The organism is Hymenobacter translucens, from assembly GCF_020685205.1.
Lineage (GTDB): Bacteria > Bacteroidota > Bacteroidia > Cytophagales > Hymenobacteraceae > Hymenobacter > Hymenobacter translucens.
The window spans coordinates 763,531-778,737 of record NZ_JAJERB010000001.1 but is presented as its reverse complement, the minus strand read 5'-3'; the positions used below and the strand labels follow the sequence as shown (position 1 = coordinate 778,737).

The 15,207-nt window shown below is 61.7% G+C and carries 13 protein-coding genes and 1 tRNA gene; 3 read left to right on the top strand and 11 right to left on the bottom strand.

The features are described from left to right. Positions 1–54 precede the first annotated feature (54 nt). Positions 55–561 (bottom strand): DUF4890 domain-containing protein, encoded by a 507-nt coding sequence (locus LJY25_RS03330; RefSeq protein WP_227606803.1) that lies wholly within the window; start codon positions 559–561, stop codon positions 55–57. Between the two features lie 233 nt (positions 562–794). On the opposite strand from LJY25_RS03330, the gene LJY25_RS03325 reads away from it, so the two are divergent. Next, a complete protein-coding gene (locus LJY25_RS03325) occupies positions 795–2,714 on the top strand; it encodes a RecQ family ATP-dependent DNA helicase (protein ID WP_227606802.1) in 1,920 nt (639 codons plus the stop codon). Between the two features lie 5 nt (positions 2,715–2,719). Here LJY25_RS03325 and LJY25_RS03320 read toward each other — a convergent pair whose 3' ends face one another. The 7 genes from LJY25_RS03320 to LJY25_RS03290 form a co-directional block, all read right to left on the bottom strand. Continuing rightward, positions 2,720–3,229, bottom strand: a complete 510-nt coding sequence (locus LJY25_RS03320; protein WP_227606801.1) for a hypothetical protein — start codon at positions 3,227–3,229, stop codon at positions 2,720–2,722. 130 nt (positions 3,230–3,359) lie between these two features. Beyond that, positions 3,360–3,797, bottom strand: coding sequence for an organic hydroperoxide resistance protein (locus LJY25_RS03315; RefSeq protein WP_227606800.1), 438 nt, complete (start codon positions 3,795–3,797; stop codon positions 3,360–3,362). Positions 3,798–3,835: 38 nt separating this feature from the next. Next, positions 3,836–4,285 (bottom strand): MarR family winged helix-turn-helix transcriptional regulator, encoded by a 450-nt coding sequence (locus tag LJY25_RS03310; protein WP_227606799.1) that lies wholly within the window; start codon positions 4,283–4,285, stop codon positions 3,836–3,838. A 180-nt stretch (positions 4,286–4,465) separates the two neighbouring features. Then, positions 4,466–4,771: a rhodanese-like domain-containing protein gene (locus LJY25_RS03305; RefSeq protein WP_227606798.1), complete on the bottom strand. Its 306-nt coding sequence runs from the start codon at positions 4,769–4,771 to the stop codon at positions 4,466–4,468. 106 nt (positions 4,772–4,877) lie between these two features. Continuing rightward, the gene (locus LJY25_RS03300) at positions 4,878–6,749 is read right to left on the bottom strand and encodes a T9SS type A sorting domain-containing protein (protein ID WP_227606797.1); all 1,872 of its coding nucleotides are present in this window, start codon (positions 6,747–6,749) and stop codon (positions 4,878–4,880) included. A 124-nt stretch (positions 6,750–6,873) separates the two neighbouring features. Beyond that, on the bottom strand, positions 6,874–7,662 hold the full coding sequence (locus tag LJY25_RS03295) for a PASTA domain-containing protein (RefSeq protein ID WP_227606796.1): 789 nt from the start codon (positions 7,660–7,662) through the stop codon (positions 6,874–6,876). A 315-nt stretch (positions 7,663–7,977) separates the two neighbouring features. Then, positions 7,978–10,821, bottom strand: coding sequence for a D-alanine--D-alanine ligase family protein (locus LJY25_RS03290; protein WP_227606795.1), 2,844 nt, complete (start codon positions 10,819–10,821; stop codon positions 7,978–7,980). Between the two features lie 202 nt (positions 10,822–11,023). Between LJY25_RS03290 and LJY25_RS03285 the strand changes: the two genes are divergently transcribed. Beyond that, positions 11,024–12,220, top strand: a complete 1,197-nt coding sequence (locus LJY25_RS03285; protein WP_227606794.1) for a phosphoglycerate kinase — start codon at positions 11,024–11,026, stop codon at positions 12,218–12,220. A 240-nt stretch (positions 12,221–12,460) separates the two neighbouring features. Here LJY25_RS03285 and LJY25_RS03280 read toward each other — a convergent pair whose 3' ends face one another. The 3 genes from LJY25_RS03280 to LJY25_RS03270 are packed head-to-tail and all read right to left on the bottom strand — an operon-like array spanning position 12,461 to position 14,961. Further along, positions 12,461–13,090 (bottom strand): hypothetical protein, encoded by a 630-nt coding sequence (locus LJY25_RS03280; protein ID WP_227606793.1) that lies wholly within the window; start codon positions 13,088–13,090, stop codon positions 12,461–12,463. Between the two features lie 28 nt (positions 13,091–13,118). After that, positions 13,119–14,330 (bottom strand): site-2 protease family protein, encoded by a 1,212-nt coding sequence (locus LJY25_RS03275; protein WP_227606792.1) that lies wholly within the window; start codon positions 14,328–14,330, stop codon positions 13,119–13,121. Then, entirely contained in the window at positions 14,308–14,961 is a 654-nt protein-coding gene (locus LJY25_RS03270; RefSeq protein WP_227606791.1) for an HAD family hydrolase, read from the bottom strand. The genes LJY25_RS03275 and LJY25_RS03270 overlap by 23 nt, the downstream gene beginning before the upstream one ends. Before the next feature lie 113 nt (positions 14,962–15,074). Between LJY25_RS03270 and LJY25_RS03265 the strand changes: the two genes are divergently transcribed. Continuing rightward, a tRNA-Ile gene (locus LJY25_RS03265) sits at positions 15,075–15,148 on the top strand. Positions 15,149–15,207 lie beyond the last annotated feature (59 nt).

The following is a 15,207-nucleotide window of genomic DNA, read 5'->3' as shown; positions in this document are numbered from 1 at the left end:
CACAAAAAAGCCCCGGTTTGTTGACCAGGGCTTTTTGGGGATTAGCCGACGCGGCTACTTGGTTTTAATCTTCGTCTTGGTGGACTTGCTGCGGGCTTTCACTTCCTGCTTCACTACTTTGGCAGAATCGGCTTGCAGCTGACCGTAGGCCCGGACTTTTGGCCCACCGCGCTCCATGCGCTGGTGCTTTAGCTGGGTGAAGCGGGTGTACTGCTCGGCGGTCAGGACTTCTTTAAACTGCGCGTCGTACCTGGCACGGCTGGCTTTCATTTCCTGACCAAGCGCCTGGCGGTCGGTACCGGCCTCGCGCTTGCCGCGCATCGCCTGCATTTCCTGTTCCCGGCTCAGCAGGATCTGGCGGATGCGGGTCGACTGGTCGGCCGTGAGGCCAAGCTCCTTGCTGAGACGCTCGGTTTGGCGGGCTGCCCGTTCGTCGGGAGTCTGGCCGGCGCGTTCCATCTGTCCCTGGCCGTCATTGGCTGATTGGGTGGCTTGCGTCTGGGCCGTTGCGGCGCCGCCGGTCAGAAGAAAGGCGGCCAGCAGGATGAGGTTCTTTTTCATGGGTTGAATTTGCATAGGGTAGCTAGTAGCAAAAGGAAGTTCCAGCAATTGGGCCGAACCGAAGCCTTGCTTTGACCGGATAGACAACATCCACGCCAAAGCGTTTAACCGCGCCCGCGACGAATGCCGGGCTGCCGAAGAATCAGCCCACCGGTTTTGCCCGTTGAGCCGGGGCAGGGCGGACAAAGGCTCAGCCCGCTTTGTACCTTCGTGTCTCACCTCACCCTCCTGTTTTGCCCGAGCAGCCCACCGACGACATTCTGCACGTTCTTAGTCAGACCTGGGGCCACGGCGCGTTCCGGCCCCTGCAGGAAGACATTATCCGGTCGGTGCTGGCCGGGCAGGACACGCTGGCCTTGCTGCCCACCGGCGGGGGCAAGTCGATCTGCTTTCAGGTACCGGCTTTGGCCCGGCCCGGCATCTGCGTGGTCGTGTCGCCGCTGATTGCCCTGATGAAAGATCAGGTAGAGCGCCTGCGCAGCAAGGGCGTCAAGGCGGAGGCGGTGTACGCGGGCATGAGTCACCAGGAAATCGACCAGACCCTCGACAACTGCGTGTACGGCCCGGTAAAGTTCCTGTACGTCTCGCCGGAGCGGCTGCTGACGGATCTTTTCCGGGTGCGCGTGGCCAAGATGAAAGTGAACCTGCTGGCCGTGGATGAGGCGCACTGCCTGTCGCAGTGGGGCTACGACTTCCGCCCGCCCTACCTGCAGATTGCCGAGCTGCGCGAGCTGCTGCCCAGCGTGCCGGTGGTGGCCCTGACGGCCACAGCCACGGGGCAGGTAAAGCAGGACATTGTAACCAAGCTGAAGTTTGGCGAAAACCATCGGGTTTTTCAGCAGAGCTTTGCCCGGCCCAACCTGTCGTACTCGGTATCGGCTACGGAGGACAAGCTCCAGCGCCTGCTGCAGGTGGTGCGGGGCGTGGGCGCCGACAAGACCAGCATCGTGTACGCCCGCACCCGGCGGCAGACCGAGGAAGCCGCCGCGTTTCTACAGCAACACCAGGTGCCGGCCGCCGCCTACCATGCGGGTCTGCCCGCCGAGCTGCGCCACCGCACCCAGCAGAACTGGATGCAGGACCGCACCCGCATCATTGTCGCCACCAATGCCTTCGGAATGGGCATCGACAAGCCCGACGTGCGCCTGGTCGTGCACCTCGACGCGCCCGACAACCTGGAAGCCTACTACCAGGAAGCGGGCCGGGCCGGGCGGGATGAGAAGTACGCCTTTGCCGTGCTGCTGAGCGGGCCCAATGATGCCGACGAGCTGCGCCGGCGTACCGTACAGGCCCACCCGCCCATCGACACGGTTCGGCGCGTGTACCAGGCCCTGGCCAACTACTCGCGCACGGCGGTGGGCGGAGGGGAACTGGTGGCCTTCGACTTCGATCTGCAGCAGTTCGCCGAAACCTACCGTCTCAAGGCCCTGGAAGTGCACAACAGCCTGCGGGTGCTGGAGCGGGAAGGCTTCGTGCAGCTCAACGAGGCGGTCAACACCCCGGCCCGGGTCCATATTCCCATCGACCACCGCGACCTGTACCGGTTCCAGGTCGCCAATGAGCAGCACGACAAGCTCATTAAGTCCCTGCTGCGGCTGAACGGGGGCGAAATCTTCACCGGGTTTCAGAAGATATCCGAGAACAGCCTGGCCCAGCACCTGCGCCTGAGCGTGGCCGACGTGCGCAAGATGCTGCTGTTTCTGCACCGCTCCGGCATCATCCTCTTTCAACCCCGCCACGACTCGCCCCAGGCCCTGTTTACCACGCCCCGCTTCGATGCCGACAAGCTGCCCCTCGACCAGAAGCGCCTGCGCCTGGGTCGGGAGCTGGCCGAGCAGAAAACGGAAGCCGTGATTCGCTACGCCCACGGCGGGCGGTGTCGGCAACAGATGCTGCTGGAGTACTTCGGGGAGCTGGACGCGCCGCCCTGCAAGGTGTGCGACTACTGCCTGGCCCAGAAGAAAGCCCGGCAGGCTGCCCCGCCGGTGGAGCTGCGTACCCGGCTCCTGGAGCTCGTAAAGGCAACACCGCAAACTCCCCGGGAAGTGCTGACCCGTTTTGCCCCCGGCGAGGCTACAACCGTTACCGAGCTGCTCCGGGAGCTGGTGGATTCCGGGGAGCTGCGCTACGCGGCGGATGGGCGGCTGGGGTAATGTGGCTAATGAGACCGGCTTTGGTTACTAAGTCCCAAGAAAGACCTGATCCGCTGCGTAAAGGAAAGGCCTTTGAAATAGAGGCTTCCCATGGCGAAGGGGTTGAATGGCGCCTCTAGCGCATCCTCAATAACTCTTCCCGATTCATAGTGTCGTCCTTCTTGGTCGACCAGATAACCGTAGCAGTAAATAGTTTGGCTATGGGTAATGGGTGAAGGGAAAACAACCTTAATCGTGGCTTCAGTGATGAAATCGGGCGGAAAACCATGGACTTCCAGGTTGCGCGCAATGATTGGCTTCAGGGATTTTAGATAAACCAGCAGCGGATAAATATTCAGCTCAGCCGGCTCCAGCTTCTCATTCAAAATATCAATTCTTGCCTCTGAAATCTTTAGCTCTCTTGCTGCATTCGTAAGCCAATCAGCCATATAACCAGACCAATAGTGGTTCAGCGTGCTGAAGTAGCTTTTGACCAGGTTGTGCGGCAGGCCGTTCAGTAACTTATGCTTGCCCATTGCTAGTACGCCAGTTAATCGTTGCTGCCAGCAAGTACATCTTCCTGCTTAAGAAAACCAAAAGCGGCCCCGGCCTTGCCTGCTGACAGGTTTGCCGGAGCCGCTAAAGCGGATTTGCGAGTACCTATGTCTACGCCGGGTTGGTCGTGGTGGTCAGGTTAACCTCAATGTTGCCGCGGGTAGCGCGGGAGTAGGGGCAGATGCCGTGTGCGGCTTCTACCAGCTGCTCAGCCTGGGCCTGATCGAAGCCGGGCAGGTTCACGTGCAGGTCGGCCGAGATGCCATAGCCGCCGTCCTCGGCTTTGCCGAACCCGATAAAGGCCTCCACAGTTACATCTTCCAGCTTCACTTTGGCCTGGCGGGCGGCCACGCCCAGGGCGCCTTCAAAGCAGGCCGCGTAGCCGGCGGCAAAGAGCTGCTCGGGGTTGGTAGCACCGGCCTTGCCTGGGCCGCCCATTTCCTTCGGCGTGCTCAGGTCGATGTCCAGCACGTTGTTGTTGGTCGACACGTGGCCGTCGCGGCCACCTTTGGCTTTGGCCTGAGCGGTAAAGACTTTTTCGATTTTCATCGGAAAGAGTGAATAAAGGTGAAGAAAAGCTGGCCCGCTTAGGTCAGCTGGTTGAGAAGCGTGTAAAGCTGGCCGCGCAGGGCCTCGAACTCGGGAACGGTCATGTTGAGTTGGGCCGCCAGCAGCTCGGGAATGCGGGTAGCGCGTTCCTGCAAGGCTTTCCCCGGCGGCTGCAGGGCAATGACGACCGAACGCTCGTCGCGCGGATCGCGCTGCCGGCTGACCCACTGCCGCTGCTCCATGCGCTTGAGCAGGGGAGTGAGCGTGCCGGAGTCGAGCAGCAGCTTTTCGCCGAGGGCCTTTACCGTGAGCTGCCCGTGTTCCCAGAGTAGCAGCAGCACCAGATACTGCGGATAGGTCAGGTCAAGCTCCTGGAGCAGGGGCTGATAGGCCTTGGTAAACCTGCGCGACAGGGCATACAGCGGAAAGCACAGCTGATTCTCAAGCTTCTGCAGGGAATTGAGGTCGGGGGCGGGCTGCTTTTTCATAAAACTATGGCAAATATGGGGTAATAGTTTTATCAAACTTAATTGTGTGCAACTAAATTTAAGTAGCCTTGGCAATCTGTTGAAAATCAGGTTGGAATTTTTATTCCGTTGCAGCTAATAACAAAAAGCGCGGACGCCCCAGGAGGGCGTCCGCGCTTTGCAAGTCAGTGAAACCGGATGTTACGCCTGTTCCTGCTGGTAACCGGTAATGCCGCCGAGCAGGTTGCGCACGTTGCGGAAGCCGTGCTGAACCAGAAATGCCTTGGCCGAAGCCGAGCGGCCCCCGCCTTTACAGTGCACAATGATTTCCTGTTCTTTCAGATCTTCCAGCTCTTCGAGCCGGTCGGGGAGGGAGCCCAGGGGAATGTTGCGGCTGCCGTCGATGCGGGACTCCTCGTTTTCCCACGGCTCCCGCACGTCGATGATGAGGGGTGTTTCGCCATTCTGCTGGCGCTGCTTGAGCTCCTGGGAGGTGATGTCGTTCATACGGAAGTGGGGTGGTTATGGAAAGGAAAGACGGCTTACGTAGCTTCCGGGGTGGAGTTAGCCGCCGGCAGCAAACATCCAAAAACCCCGCTCCAAAACCAAACCCTTATTCCGAAAGTACCAACCGCTTGGTTACTACCTGTCCGTCGGGCAACTGCAGCTGCACGAGGTACACGCCCGCGCGCAGCACCTGAAGGTCCAGCACGGGCTGCCCGGCCCGAGCGGCAGGCTGTTCCCACACCAACCGGCCAAGGGCATCGAGCACCCGGGCGCGCTCGTAGGTGCCCTGCACCTGCACCAATCCCCCGCTGGGGTTGGGATACAGGCTGAAAGAGGCCGCCACCCTGGCATCGGCCGTAGCGGTAATAACTCCCGTCATCACCGGTCGCATCATCAGCGCCCCGGGCGGGGTCGTGAACGTAGGCTGCCAGCCGCCGAAGGAGCCGTAAAAGAAGTAGTTGTCGGGCACCCGGCTGTTCATGTCGTAGCCAAACTGCACGAACTGCCCGGTCGAGGGCTGCCCATAGCCTACAAAGAAGGTACCCGACACCGGTACAACCTGATCAAAAGGAATATCAACAAACGCCTGACCCGCCGGCAGGGCAGTTGGAATCGTAAAGCTCTTGGTGGCCCGGGCCGTGCCCGGCTGGCCGTTGGCGTCCTGCCAGACGTGGATGGTAATCAGGCGGCCGGCCGCATTCGGCAGCACGGGGTAGAGGCGCAGGCTGCGCACCTGGTCTGCCCGGTTCAGGTCGATGCGGTAGGCGTAGTAGCTGGCCGGCGACGGGGCCGACAGGGCCGGCAGGTTCAGCGTCGCCTCGTGCGTACCGTCGTCGTAGGCATAGTAGTTCGACAGCTCCGTCACGCGACCGATACTGTCGTTCGCCAGGGTCATTGCCGTGGGCTCGTTGGTCAGCAGCTGGATGCTGTGCCGTACGCGCTTGGCTGTAGGAGTAACCGGCAGCGGCGCGTTCCGGATGTTGCCGACGAGGGGAAACTGGTAGGCATTGACTACCAGGGCGGCGCTGTCGCGCAGAAACCGGACCGGGCTCCCGCCGGACAGCACTTGCACCTGACCCTGCCACTTGATGGGCGTGGGAGCCGGCGGGCTGACGAGGCCTTTGTCGAAGTTGTTGATGGTAGTCCGGACCTGATCGTTAAGCTCGTTGGCGCCTACCACGTTGTACTGCCACACGGGCATGGCGGCGTAGCGCTTCAGCAGGCTGCCGAGGGGACGGCTGGTGGCAATGTCGCGGTAGGAGGAGTCAGCGGCGGTGCGGTTGCGGTCGAGGCGGATGTAGTCCACGCTCCAGGCGTCGCGGGTAGTAGCCAGGTTGCCCAGGCTGTGAAACCGGAACTGGAAGCCGTTGTGCAGGTACTGAGCCTGGTTGATGGGCAGCAGCATCTGCTTGAATTTCGTCGTGTCGGCGGTGCTGCGCTGCGACCAGACCGTGCGCCACGCGCCGCTGGCTTCCTTGAATTCCAGCTGCAGGGCCACGTTGCGGCTTGAGCTGGCACTGGCGGGCGGGCCCACGATGCTGCCCATCTGCCAGAAAAAGCTCAGGTATACGCCGCTGCCTGCCGTAAGCCCGCCCAGGTCGATGGGCTGCGAGGTAAGCGTGTCGGTGTCGCTGTACGCGGAGGAGGAACCGTAGGGCCGGCCGTTCTGGTCGAGCCCGTCGAAGGTAGCGACGTTGCGGGAAGGCGGGGCCTTGGGAAACCGGTTGTTGATCAGGGTGCCACCCCCGCGCAGCCAGTTCTGCGCGTTGGGGGCGCCTTCAGCCTGCTGGGAAAAGTCGTCGAAAAAAGGCAGGGTCAGTAGCGCCTGCACGTCGCGCCGCGCCGCCGGAACTGCAGCCGGCCGGACAGTCACCCGGCCCGGGTCAGCCGATAAGGGTGCAACCGTTTGGGCCGCACCTGGCTGGGGCAGACTCAACAGGGCGAAGGCGGTGAGAAGTAGCAGTTTCGGGCAGTTCATACGCAGCTGGTTATGCGGGTCTAACGCGAGGAAGACAAAGAAGATTGCACCTGCGGCCCGCCGTTAGCCCGGTGAGCTCCAGACCGAAAGCACCTAGCCGGCAAATCAGCCGCGCCCGATACCCTTACTTAGGAAGGGCTTTGATGGGCTCCTTGCCGGCTACCCACAGATCCACCAGCTGGCCCATCCGGATGGAGGCTCCCGGGGCGGCAATGGGGCGCTGCTTCACGACGGTGCCTTCCAGTTCGTCTTCCTCGGGCTCCTGGTAGAAGATTTCGCCTACCTGCAGGCCCTGGCCCACGAGCAGGGTGGTAGCCTCGTCGGCGGGCATGTTCACTACGTTGGGCACCGGGAATTCCTGGTTGCCCAGGCCGTCGCCCACTTCCAGGTCCACGCGGGTTCCTTTGGCAATGGGGGCACCGGGGGCAATTTCTTTGCCGCCCACCAGCTGTTTGAGCACCGCGTTCTGGCGTACGTCGGGCACCAGCTTGATTTCTCCCACAATCAGGTCGTAGCTGCGCAGAATCATCTGGGCATTCTTCATCGAGCCTTCCACCAGCTTGGGCATTTTAATCACCGGGGGGCGCTTCATGCTCACCGAGATATAGATCTTGCGGTCTTCCTTGACCCGCTCGCCCGGGGCCGGATCCTGGGTCAGGACCGTGAACGGGCGGATGGTGGGGTTGTAGCTGGAGTCGTCGACGAAAAAGCGCAGGTCCTTGTCGTCGAGGTAGTCTTCCAGGTCGTCGAGCTGCATGCCGGTCACTTTGGGCACCACGATGGTTTCGCCGTGGTTGGTGGTGATGGGCAGGTACACGAAGAAAAAGCCAAAGATCAGCAGGGCCACCGCCAGTCCAATCACCACGAGGTGCTTGAGAACGTCGAGCGGGGTATCTGATTTGAGAAAAGCCATTAGGAGAGGAAATAGGAGCTAGGAGCTGGGAGTTAGGAGGGCGAAAGGTAGGGGTTCGGGGGGAGTTAGGAGTTAAGAGGTAGGAGAAGCGCCGGAGGTAAATAAATTGTCATCCTTCATCTTGCGTCCGCTTGCGAAGGACCTTATCAGGTTTGAACGTGTCGTTATTCTGTTACTCGTTCAGTCGCTAGTCGTTCTGCGGTGCTCAGGTCCTTCGTCGCCGCTTGATGCGCGGAATGCTCAGGATGACAGACGTTTTATATCCGTCTGAACATCTTCTGACTCCTAGCTCCATCAGCTCCTGGCTCCTGCCTTCTAGCTCCTCACTTTCTCCTGGCGCTGCTTGCCGAACTCCAGGATCTGGTCGATGAACTCGTAGGGCGTATAGCCGCTGAGGGCGGTCTGGTGGAAGATGCAGGTGGCGGGCGTCATGCCGGGCAGGGAGTTCACCTCGATGATGATAACCTCCACGTCGCCGGTTTCGCGCACCCGCACAAAGGCGTCGATGCGGGCGTAGCCCTGGATGTTGAGCACCTCGGCTACCCGCTTCAGCTCCCGCTTCACCTCGTCGGAGATGCGCTGCCGCTCCTGGGCTTCGGGGGCGTAGCGGGCCGGGGTGATGTTCTGGCCTTCGCCGGCCAGGAACTTCTCTTCCAGGCTGAGCACCTCGCCCGTCGCCAGGGCCTCGGAGGCTTCAAACACCTCGATGTCCAACGTGCCGTCGGCTTTCCAGTGGGTGAGCAGGCCGCCGGTTACTTCGAGGAAGTGGCGGGCGCCCTCGCGGGAAATCAGTGTCTCGACCAGGAAGGCGTCTTTCCGGGGAAATTCCTCCTTGAAGCCCAGGTGCAGCGTCTCGGCAGCGCCCGTCAGCAGGTCCTCCTGGTCGCGGAAGATCAGCTGGCAAAAGGCTTCCAGCTCGGCCCGAGTCTTGATTTTCTTCACGGCCGACGAACAGCCGTCGTCGGCGGGCTTGGCAATGAAGGGGTAGGGGAACTGCGTCTCCAGCTCCCGGTAGAACCGCTCGGCATCGGCTTCCCACTCCAGGCGGGTTGCCATGCGGTGCTCGGCCACGCGCAGGCCGGCCTGTCGCAGGCGCTTGTTGGTTTCGAACTTATTGATGGTGATGCTGCTCGACTCCACGCCTGAGCCGTTGTAAGGCAGGCCGTACTGCTCGAGCTGCTTCTGCAGGGCACCATCCTCGCCGGGGCGGCCGTGCAGAGCAATAAACACCTCATCGACCAGGGCCGCCAGCTCCTCGAACGAGATGCGGCGGGGCTGGGCCGTAGCCTGGCCGGCGTAGGTGCTGGTGATGACCTGGGCTTCCTGCCGGATGCGGGCCAGCACCGGGTGCAGGTCGTGGCCGGCTTCGGCATACTCGATTTTCTCGCGGATGTCGTCGGCGTTGTCCTTGAGCATCACGTTGATGGGCAGCACGTAGAGGCGATGCTCAGCGGCCGAGCCGGTCAGGAATACCGGCACGGGCTCGTACTTGACCGACGAGCTGAGCTTTTCGTAGATGTTCCGTCCGCTTTCCACCGAGATGTGGCGCTCCGACGAGTAGCCGCCCATAATCACGGCTACCTTGGTGCGCTGCTTTTCCTCGTGGCGGCGCGACGATACCGCATCGTCGAGGCGGGAAAGCAGCTGAGCCAGGCGCACCGGCTGCATGCCGGCCCGGCGGCGGGCCGCCAGGGAAGTGCGGATCAGGTAAGTCAGGAACTGGGAGGGGTTGAGCCCGATTTCCGCGGCCTGGTGGAAGAAGAACGAGGCCGGCAGCATCCCGGAGGTGGTGTTCGGGTCGTTCAGGAAAAGTTTGGTTGTCGGTTGTTGGTTGTCAGTTGTCAGGCTGTTCCGAGGATCTGCCTCTGACAACTGAGAACTGACAACGGGCAACTCCTGCACCAGGAAGCCGTCGATGCGGGCGTACACCTGGAAGCCGAAGGTGGTGAACATCTCCTGGCAGGCTTCGCGGATGCGCTGGATTTCCTCCTCGGGCAGGTCGATGGGCGTGATTTTGCGGCTCAGGCCGGGCAGGTACTTCGAGCGGTAGTCGAACATTTCCTCGCCCTTCACAATCTCGGTGGGCGGCAAGGCCAGGGGCAGGCCGCTGGGGTCTTCCACCACGATGCACGAGAACTCCCGCCCCGCCACGAACGACTCCACCAGCACCTGGGCCTCGCCGTCCACGTTGGTCAGCAAGACCGATCCGGCCGTCTGCAGCCGCTCATTGAGCGTGCTGAGCAGGGCTTCGGGATGGTAGATGATGTTATTTTTAGTTGTCCGTTGTTCGGTGTCCGTTGTCAGGTCGTTAGCCGATGCTGACAACGGATTACTGACAACGGGCAACTCACTGATAACCACCGGCAGGCCGATGCCGTCGCGGATGTCGGTCAGGTGCTGCACCCAGGCCAGCTTGTCCTGCTCGCCCAGGCGGAGCCACTCCTCCCGGGTTACGGTCTTGCGGAACAGGCTGCGCTCCACGGCCTGTGCGAACTTGGCCGGATCGGCTTCGCGCAGGATGGAGATGCCGATGCTGGAGCCCTGGCGGGGCGCCTTGAACACCAGCGGCAAGCCCAGCTCCCGGACCAGGTACTGCATAATGGCCTCCTGGCTGGCGGCCGTATCCCATTCCTCGCCCGTGAGCACCCGGTAGTCGGGCGTGGGGCGGTTCAAAGCTTTCAGCAGCTTTTTCTGGGCAATCTTGTCGATACCGAAGGCCGAAGGCAGCACGCCGGAGCCCGAGTACGGAATGCCGTACCATTCGAGCAAGCCCTGGATGGCACCATCCTCGCCGCCCGGGCCGTGCAGCGCCAGAAATGCGAAGTCCATCAGCTCCCGCAGCTCGGTGGGGGCCACGCGGCGGCCTACTTCCCCGATGATGCGGTCCTGCTCGGCCTGGCTTAGCTCGCCTAGGCTTTCCAGATACACCTGCACCGGCAGCTTCGAAGCCGTCAGGGCCGAAACCGGGGGGTAGAAGTCGCGGATGGTGCCTTTGTAGATGTAGTGCCAGTCGAGCAGAATAAAGTTGCCCCGGCTGTCCACGAAGATGGGCACGGCCTCGAACAGGGCCTTGTCCAGATTATCATATACCGTGCGGCCGCCGGCAAAGGAGATTTCCCGCTCGCGCGACGGGCCGCCGAAGAAGATGCCTATTTTCATACGTAGGGCAAAGGTACAGTTTTTTGGAGGCGGCAAAACGGGCCGTCCGCGCCGCAATCGGGGATAGAGTAGGTCAGGTCAGGACTTGAACGGCAAAGCCGTGCCGGGGGCAAAACGCCCGCGCATTTTGCTTCCCCGGCCAAAACTCCCGAACTACGCGGCTCCGAACCGTATACCAACCCTCATCCTCACCCCATTCTTCATGCAAACCCTCGACCAGTACAACTTCGCCGGCAAGCGGGCCGTGGTACGCGTTGACTTCAACGTACCCCTCGACAAAGACTTCCGCATCACCGACGACACGCGCATCCGGGCCGCTACGCCCACCATCCGCAAGATTCTGGCCGATGGGGGCTCGGTAGTGCTGCTGTCCCACCTGGGCCGGCCCAAGGGTGGCCCCGAGGATAAGTACTCCCTGCGCCATATTCAAAGCCGTCTGTCCGAAGAGTACGGCGCGCCGGTGAAGTTCTCGGGCGACGTGCTGGGCGACGAAGCCGCGCAGATGGCCGCTGGCCTACAGCCCGGCGAGGTGCTGCTGCTCGACAACGTGCGCTTCTACCCCCAGGAGGAAGCCGGCGACGAAGCCTTTGCCCAGCGCCTGAGCCAGCTCGGCGACGTGTACGTGAACGACGCTTTCGGTACGGCCCACCGCCGCCACGCCTCCACGGCTGTTATTGCCCAGAGCTTCACCCCCGAAAACCGGGTAGCGGGCTACCTGCTGCACGGGGAGCTGGCCAACGCCCAGCGTGTGCTCACCAGCCCCGAGCATCCGTTCACCGCCATCATGGGCGGGGCCAAGATTTCCGATAAGATCATGATCATCGAGCAGCTGCTCGACAAGGTCGACAACCTGCTCATCGGCGGGGGCATGGCCTATACCTTCGCCAAAGCCCAGGGCGGCGAAATCGGCTCCTCTTTGTTGGAGGCCGACAAGCTGGGTCTGGCGCTCAGCCTGATTCAGAAAGCCAAGGACAAGGGCGTAAACCTGGTGCTGCCGGTCGACAGCCTGATTGCCAACCGCTTCGCCAACGATGCCGACGTGGACGTGGCCAGCAACCACCACATTCCGGCCACCTGGATGGGCCTCGACATCGGCCCGGAGTCGCGGGAGCTGTTTGCCGGCATTATCCGCCAGTCCAAAACCATCCTGTGGAACGGCCCGATGGGCGTGTTTGAGATGTCGAACTTCGCGGCCGGCACCCAGTTCGTGGCCCAGGCCATTGCCGATGCTACTGCTAACGGCGCCTTTTCCCTGATCGGGGGCGGCGACTCGGCCGCGGCCGTTAACCAGATGGGCTACACCGAACAGGTTTCCTACATCAGCACCGGCGGCGGCGCCCTGCTCGAGTACATGGAAGGCAAGGAGCTGCCCGGCGTAGCCGCGCTGGAAGGACGATAGGATTTTTATCGGCTGTTAGCTACCAGCTGATGGCTTTTAGCTTTTGTTCTGAATTAAGAAAGCCCATTCTGCGCGGTGCGGAATGGGCTTTTTTCTTTGGATAGAGCATAACCCTGATGCCAAAAATGCCACCCCGCTTAAGTCATCGGAGAAAACCAAACAAGTAATAAGTAGCGAGTAAGCTGTTGTTTATCAGGATAAAGGCTAACAGCTAATAGCTTAAAGCTAATGGCTAAGTAGTTAGTTGCAGTAGGGTGCTTCCAGCTCGTGGCCCATGCCTTTCAGCGTTTCTTCGGGACGGCCGGTCAGGCGGATGGTGAGGGCCCGGGCTTCGGCTTCGGTTACCACGTCGAGCTCCTGCAGCCAGCGCAGGCGGCTGAGCTGGGGTTCAATGATTCCCAGCGGATTTACCCGGCTGTAATGTTCGCGCAGATAGGTTTTGGCCCGCTGGTCCAGGGCCTGGGCAAAGTTGTCCAGCGCCTGCCGTTGACTGCCGCGGTCGGCCAGGTGGACGTTGGCCCGGGCCGTACGCAGAATAAAGTGCTGCCACCAGTTATTGCGGGCATACAGGTACAGGCCGATCAGGGCAATGCCAACACCAAAGGTTAAAAGCCAGTCCAGAGTCGAAAGCTCACTGGCCGGGCCCGCCTGGCGTAGCAGGCTGGCGACAAGCCAGAATAAACCCAGGGGCAGCCACTGAAGCTGGGGTGTGGTATTGGTCCGCTCTACCCGTACGGGCAGCACTTCCTCGTAGGGCAGTTCGAACTCCAGCACGGTTTTGCCCTGCCGGGTCCGCTCGCATACGTACAGGCCATGGGGCCGCAGAGCCAGCTGCGTGGTGCGCGTAAGCTGACGTTGTTCTAAAAACACAGGTAAGTAATCCGGCTCCTGCCGGCTTCTAAAACCACCGAAACGGTGACGGAGAAAAACACAGAACAAAAATAGCAAGCATCAGCCAGCCCAGCACCTTGCGGCCAAAACTTAACGGCCGCTCATCCACCGCCGGTGGGTGGAAGATGCCCGTGACCCGGCCCAGCAGCAGACCAAACACCAGCCAAGCCGGGTTGCCCAGCAGTCCCGGTACCGCGGTGGCCAGCGCGACCTGGGCCGCCCACACGCCTAACGACAGCAGCAGGCCGCGCCGGGGCGTGGGCAGCACCCGCCGGAATACCAGCGTCAGATAAAGCAGGTAGGGCAGGCCCCAGTACAGCCAGTCGTCGGCCGAAGTTTGTAGGGTGAATAGGCCCAGCCCGGCGTAGAAAATGAATCCGATAAAGAGTACCACCGTTAGCTGGTTGAAGCGGCGGTAGCCCAGCAGCCCGTACAGGATGTGGCCCCCGTCGAGCTGGCCGATGGGCAGCAGGTTCAGGGCGGTGAAGAACAGCGCGAGGGCCCCGGCCATCAGCACCGGGTAATGGAGCAGCTCATTGGCGTGGGGCAGGCGGGCGGGGTCGGCGAGCCAAAGCTCCAGCAGCCGATACAGCAGGGGCTTGCTCAGCGTCATCTCCTGGATTCCGTGGTAGGCCAGGGCGTAGTTGGCTCCGAGGGGGCGGTATTCCGGGTGCACCTGCTGCACGTAGGCGACCGGGTCGGGCAGGTGGGTGAAGCCGTAGACCAGAACCGCCACCGCCACCAGAAAGCCCGCCAGCGGACCGGCCAGGCCGATGTCGAAGAATTCCTTGCGGGAGAAAATCCGGTCCTTAATGCGGATGACGGCCCCGAACGTGCCGATCGTATTAAAATAACCGGTGAAGAATGGAATGTAGTAGGGCAGGGTAGCCCGCACCCGGTAGTGCCGGGCCATGAAGTAGTGCCCGAACTCATGCACCGTCAGCATGCCCAGAAACGGCACTGAAAACCACAGTCCGCGCAGGATTTCCGGTTGGGTCAGCCAGCCGGTCAGCCGCACCTGATCGTGCATTTCGAAAAACTGCTTGCCCGTCATCCACTCCGCGCCGGCCAGGGTAGTCGTGACCAGGGTAAGCAGAAACAGCAGCAGGTGGAGCAGGTACGTCCGCCACCGGGTCGGGGCCGGGCGCTCGTAGCGCACGAAGGCCGCGTCCGCGTCGGCGGCAGGGGAGAAGTGGTCAGGCTGGATGGGCGAAGGCACGAAGGGCGGCGGGAAGGGCTTCGGTCAGGGTAAGTGGGGGCGCGAGAAACAGCGTCCGGAAGCCCAGGCGCCGCGCCGTTTCGATATGCTGCAAACTGTCTTCGATGAAAAGAGTTTCTTCGGCCCGCCAGTTCATTTCGCGCAGCACGTGCCGGAAAATTTCCTCCCCCGGCTTGCGCAGCCCTACCTGCTGGGAGTAGAACACCCGGTCCAGCTCGTCGGCAATGCCCTGCCGGTGCCCGTACTGCCGGGCCAGCCGCTCATTGATTTCGCCGATGTGCACCGCGTTGGTATTGCTGAGCAGGGCCGTCTGATAGCCCTGGGCGCGGAGCTCCCGCAGCAGCGTCAGCCGCTCGGCGGGCACATCGAGCAGCATAGCGTTCCAGGCCTCGTCGAGCTGGGCGTCGGTGGTCTGCAGGTCGTAGCTCCGACGCAGCCCGTCCCGAAACTCGTCGGGCGTGAGCCGCCCCGTTTCGAGGTTATCGAACAGCTCTGACTGCTGCTGCTGGGTGAATTCGATAGTCGTACCCGCTGAACTCAGGGCACGCATGGCTTGCAGGGTGAGCTGGTAGTCGATGTTGATGATAACGCCGCCGAAGTCGAACAGCAGGTTGGGCAAGCGGGGGGGCATAGCTAAACGGGTTGGGGCAACCGGCACGGCCGCTGCCAAACTAAAACTTGGGAATCCAGCCGCGAAGTTGGTAGATTTGCAGTGCCCAAACCAGTCTATGGTTGGTTTGTGCCGGGCCTATAGCTCAATCGGTTAGAGCAACTGACTCATAATCAGTAGGTCACTGGTTCGATTCCAGTTGGGCCCACAAAAAAGCCGCTTCTACATCGTGTAGAAGCGGCTTTTTTGTTTCGTAATCGGTGCCGA

Bases quoted from the DNA above. Each gene is read 5' to 3' on its own strand.
- LJY25_RS03330 (WP_227606803.1), bottom strand. From the start codon at position 561: ATGAAAAAGAACCTCATCCTGCTGGCCGCCTTTCTTCTGACCGGCGGC.
- LJY25_RS03320 (WP_227606801.1), bottom strand. From the start codon at position 3,229: ATGGGCAAGCATAAGTTACTGAACGGCCTGCCGCACAACCTGGTCAAA.
- LJY25_RS03315 (WP_227606800.1), bottom strand. From the start codon at position 3,797: ATGAAAATCGAAAAAGTCTTTACCGCTCAGGCCAAAGCCAAAGGTGGC.
- LJY25_RS03310 (WP_227606799.1), bottom strand. From the start codon at position 4,285: ATGAAAAAGCAGCCCGCCCCCGACCTCAATTCCCTGCAGAAGCTTGAG.
- LJY25_RS03305 (WP_227606798.1), bottom strand. From the start codon at position 4,771: ATGAACGACATCACCTCCCAGGAGCTCAAGCAGCGCCAGCAGAATGGC.
- LJY25_RS03300 (WP_227606797.1), bottom strand. From the start codon at position 6,749: ATGAACTGCCCGAAACTGCTACTTCTCACCGCCTTCGCCCTGTTGAGT.
- LJY25_RS03295 (WP_227606796.1), bottom strand. From the start codon at position 7,662: ATGGCTTTTCTCAAATCAGATACCCCGCTCGACGTTCTCAAGCACCTC.
- LJY25_RS03290 (WP_227606795.1), bottom strand. From the start codon at position 10,821: ATGAAAATAGGCATCTTCTTCGGCGGCCCGTCGCGCGAGCGGGAAATC.
- LJY25_RS03285 (WP_227606794.1), top strand. From the start codon at position 11,024: ATGCAAACCCTCGACCAGTACAACTTCGCCGGCAAGCGGGCCGTGGTA.
- LJY25_RS03270 (WP_227606791.1), bottom strand. From the start codon at position 14,961: ATGCCCCCCCGCTTGCCCAACCTGCTGTTCGACTTCGGCGGCGTTATC.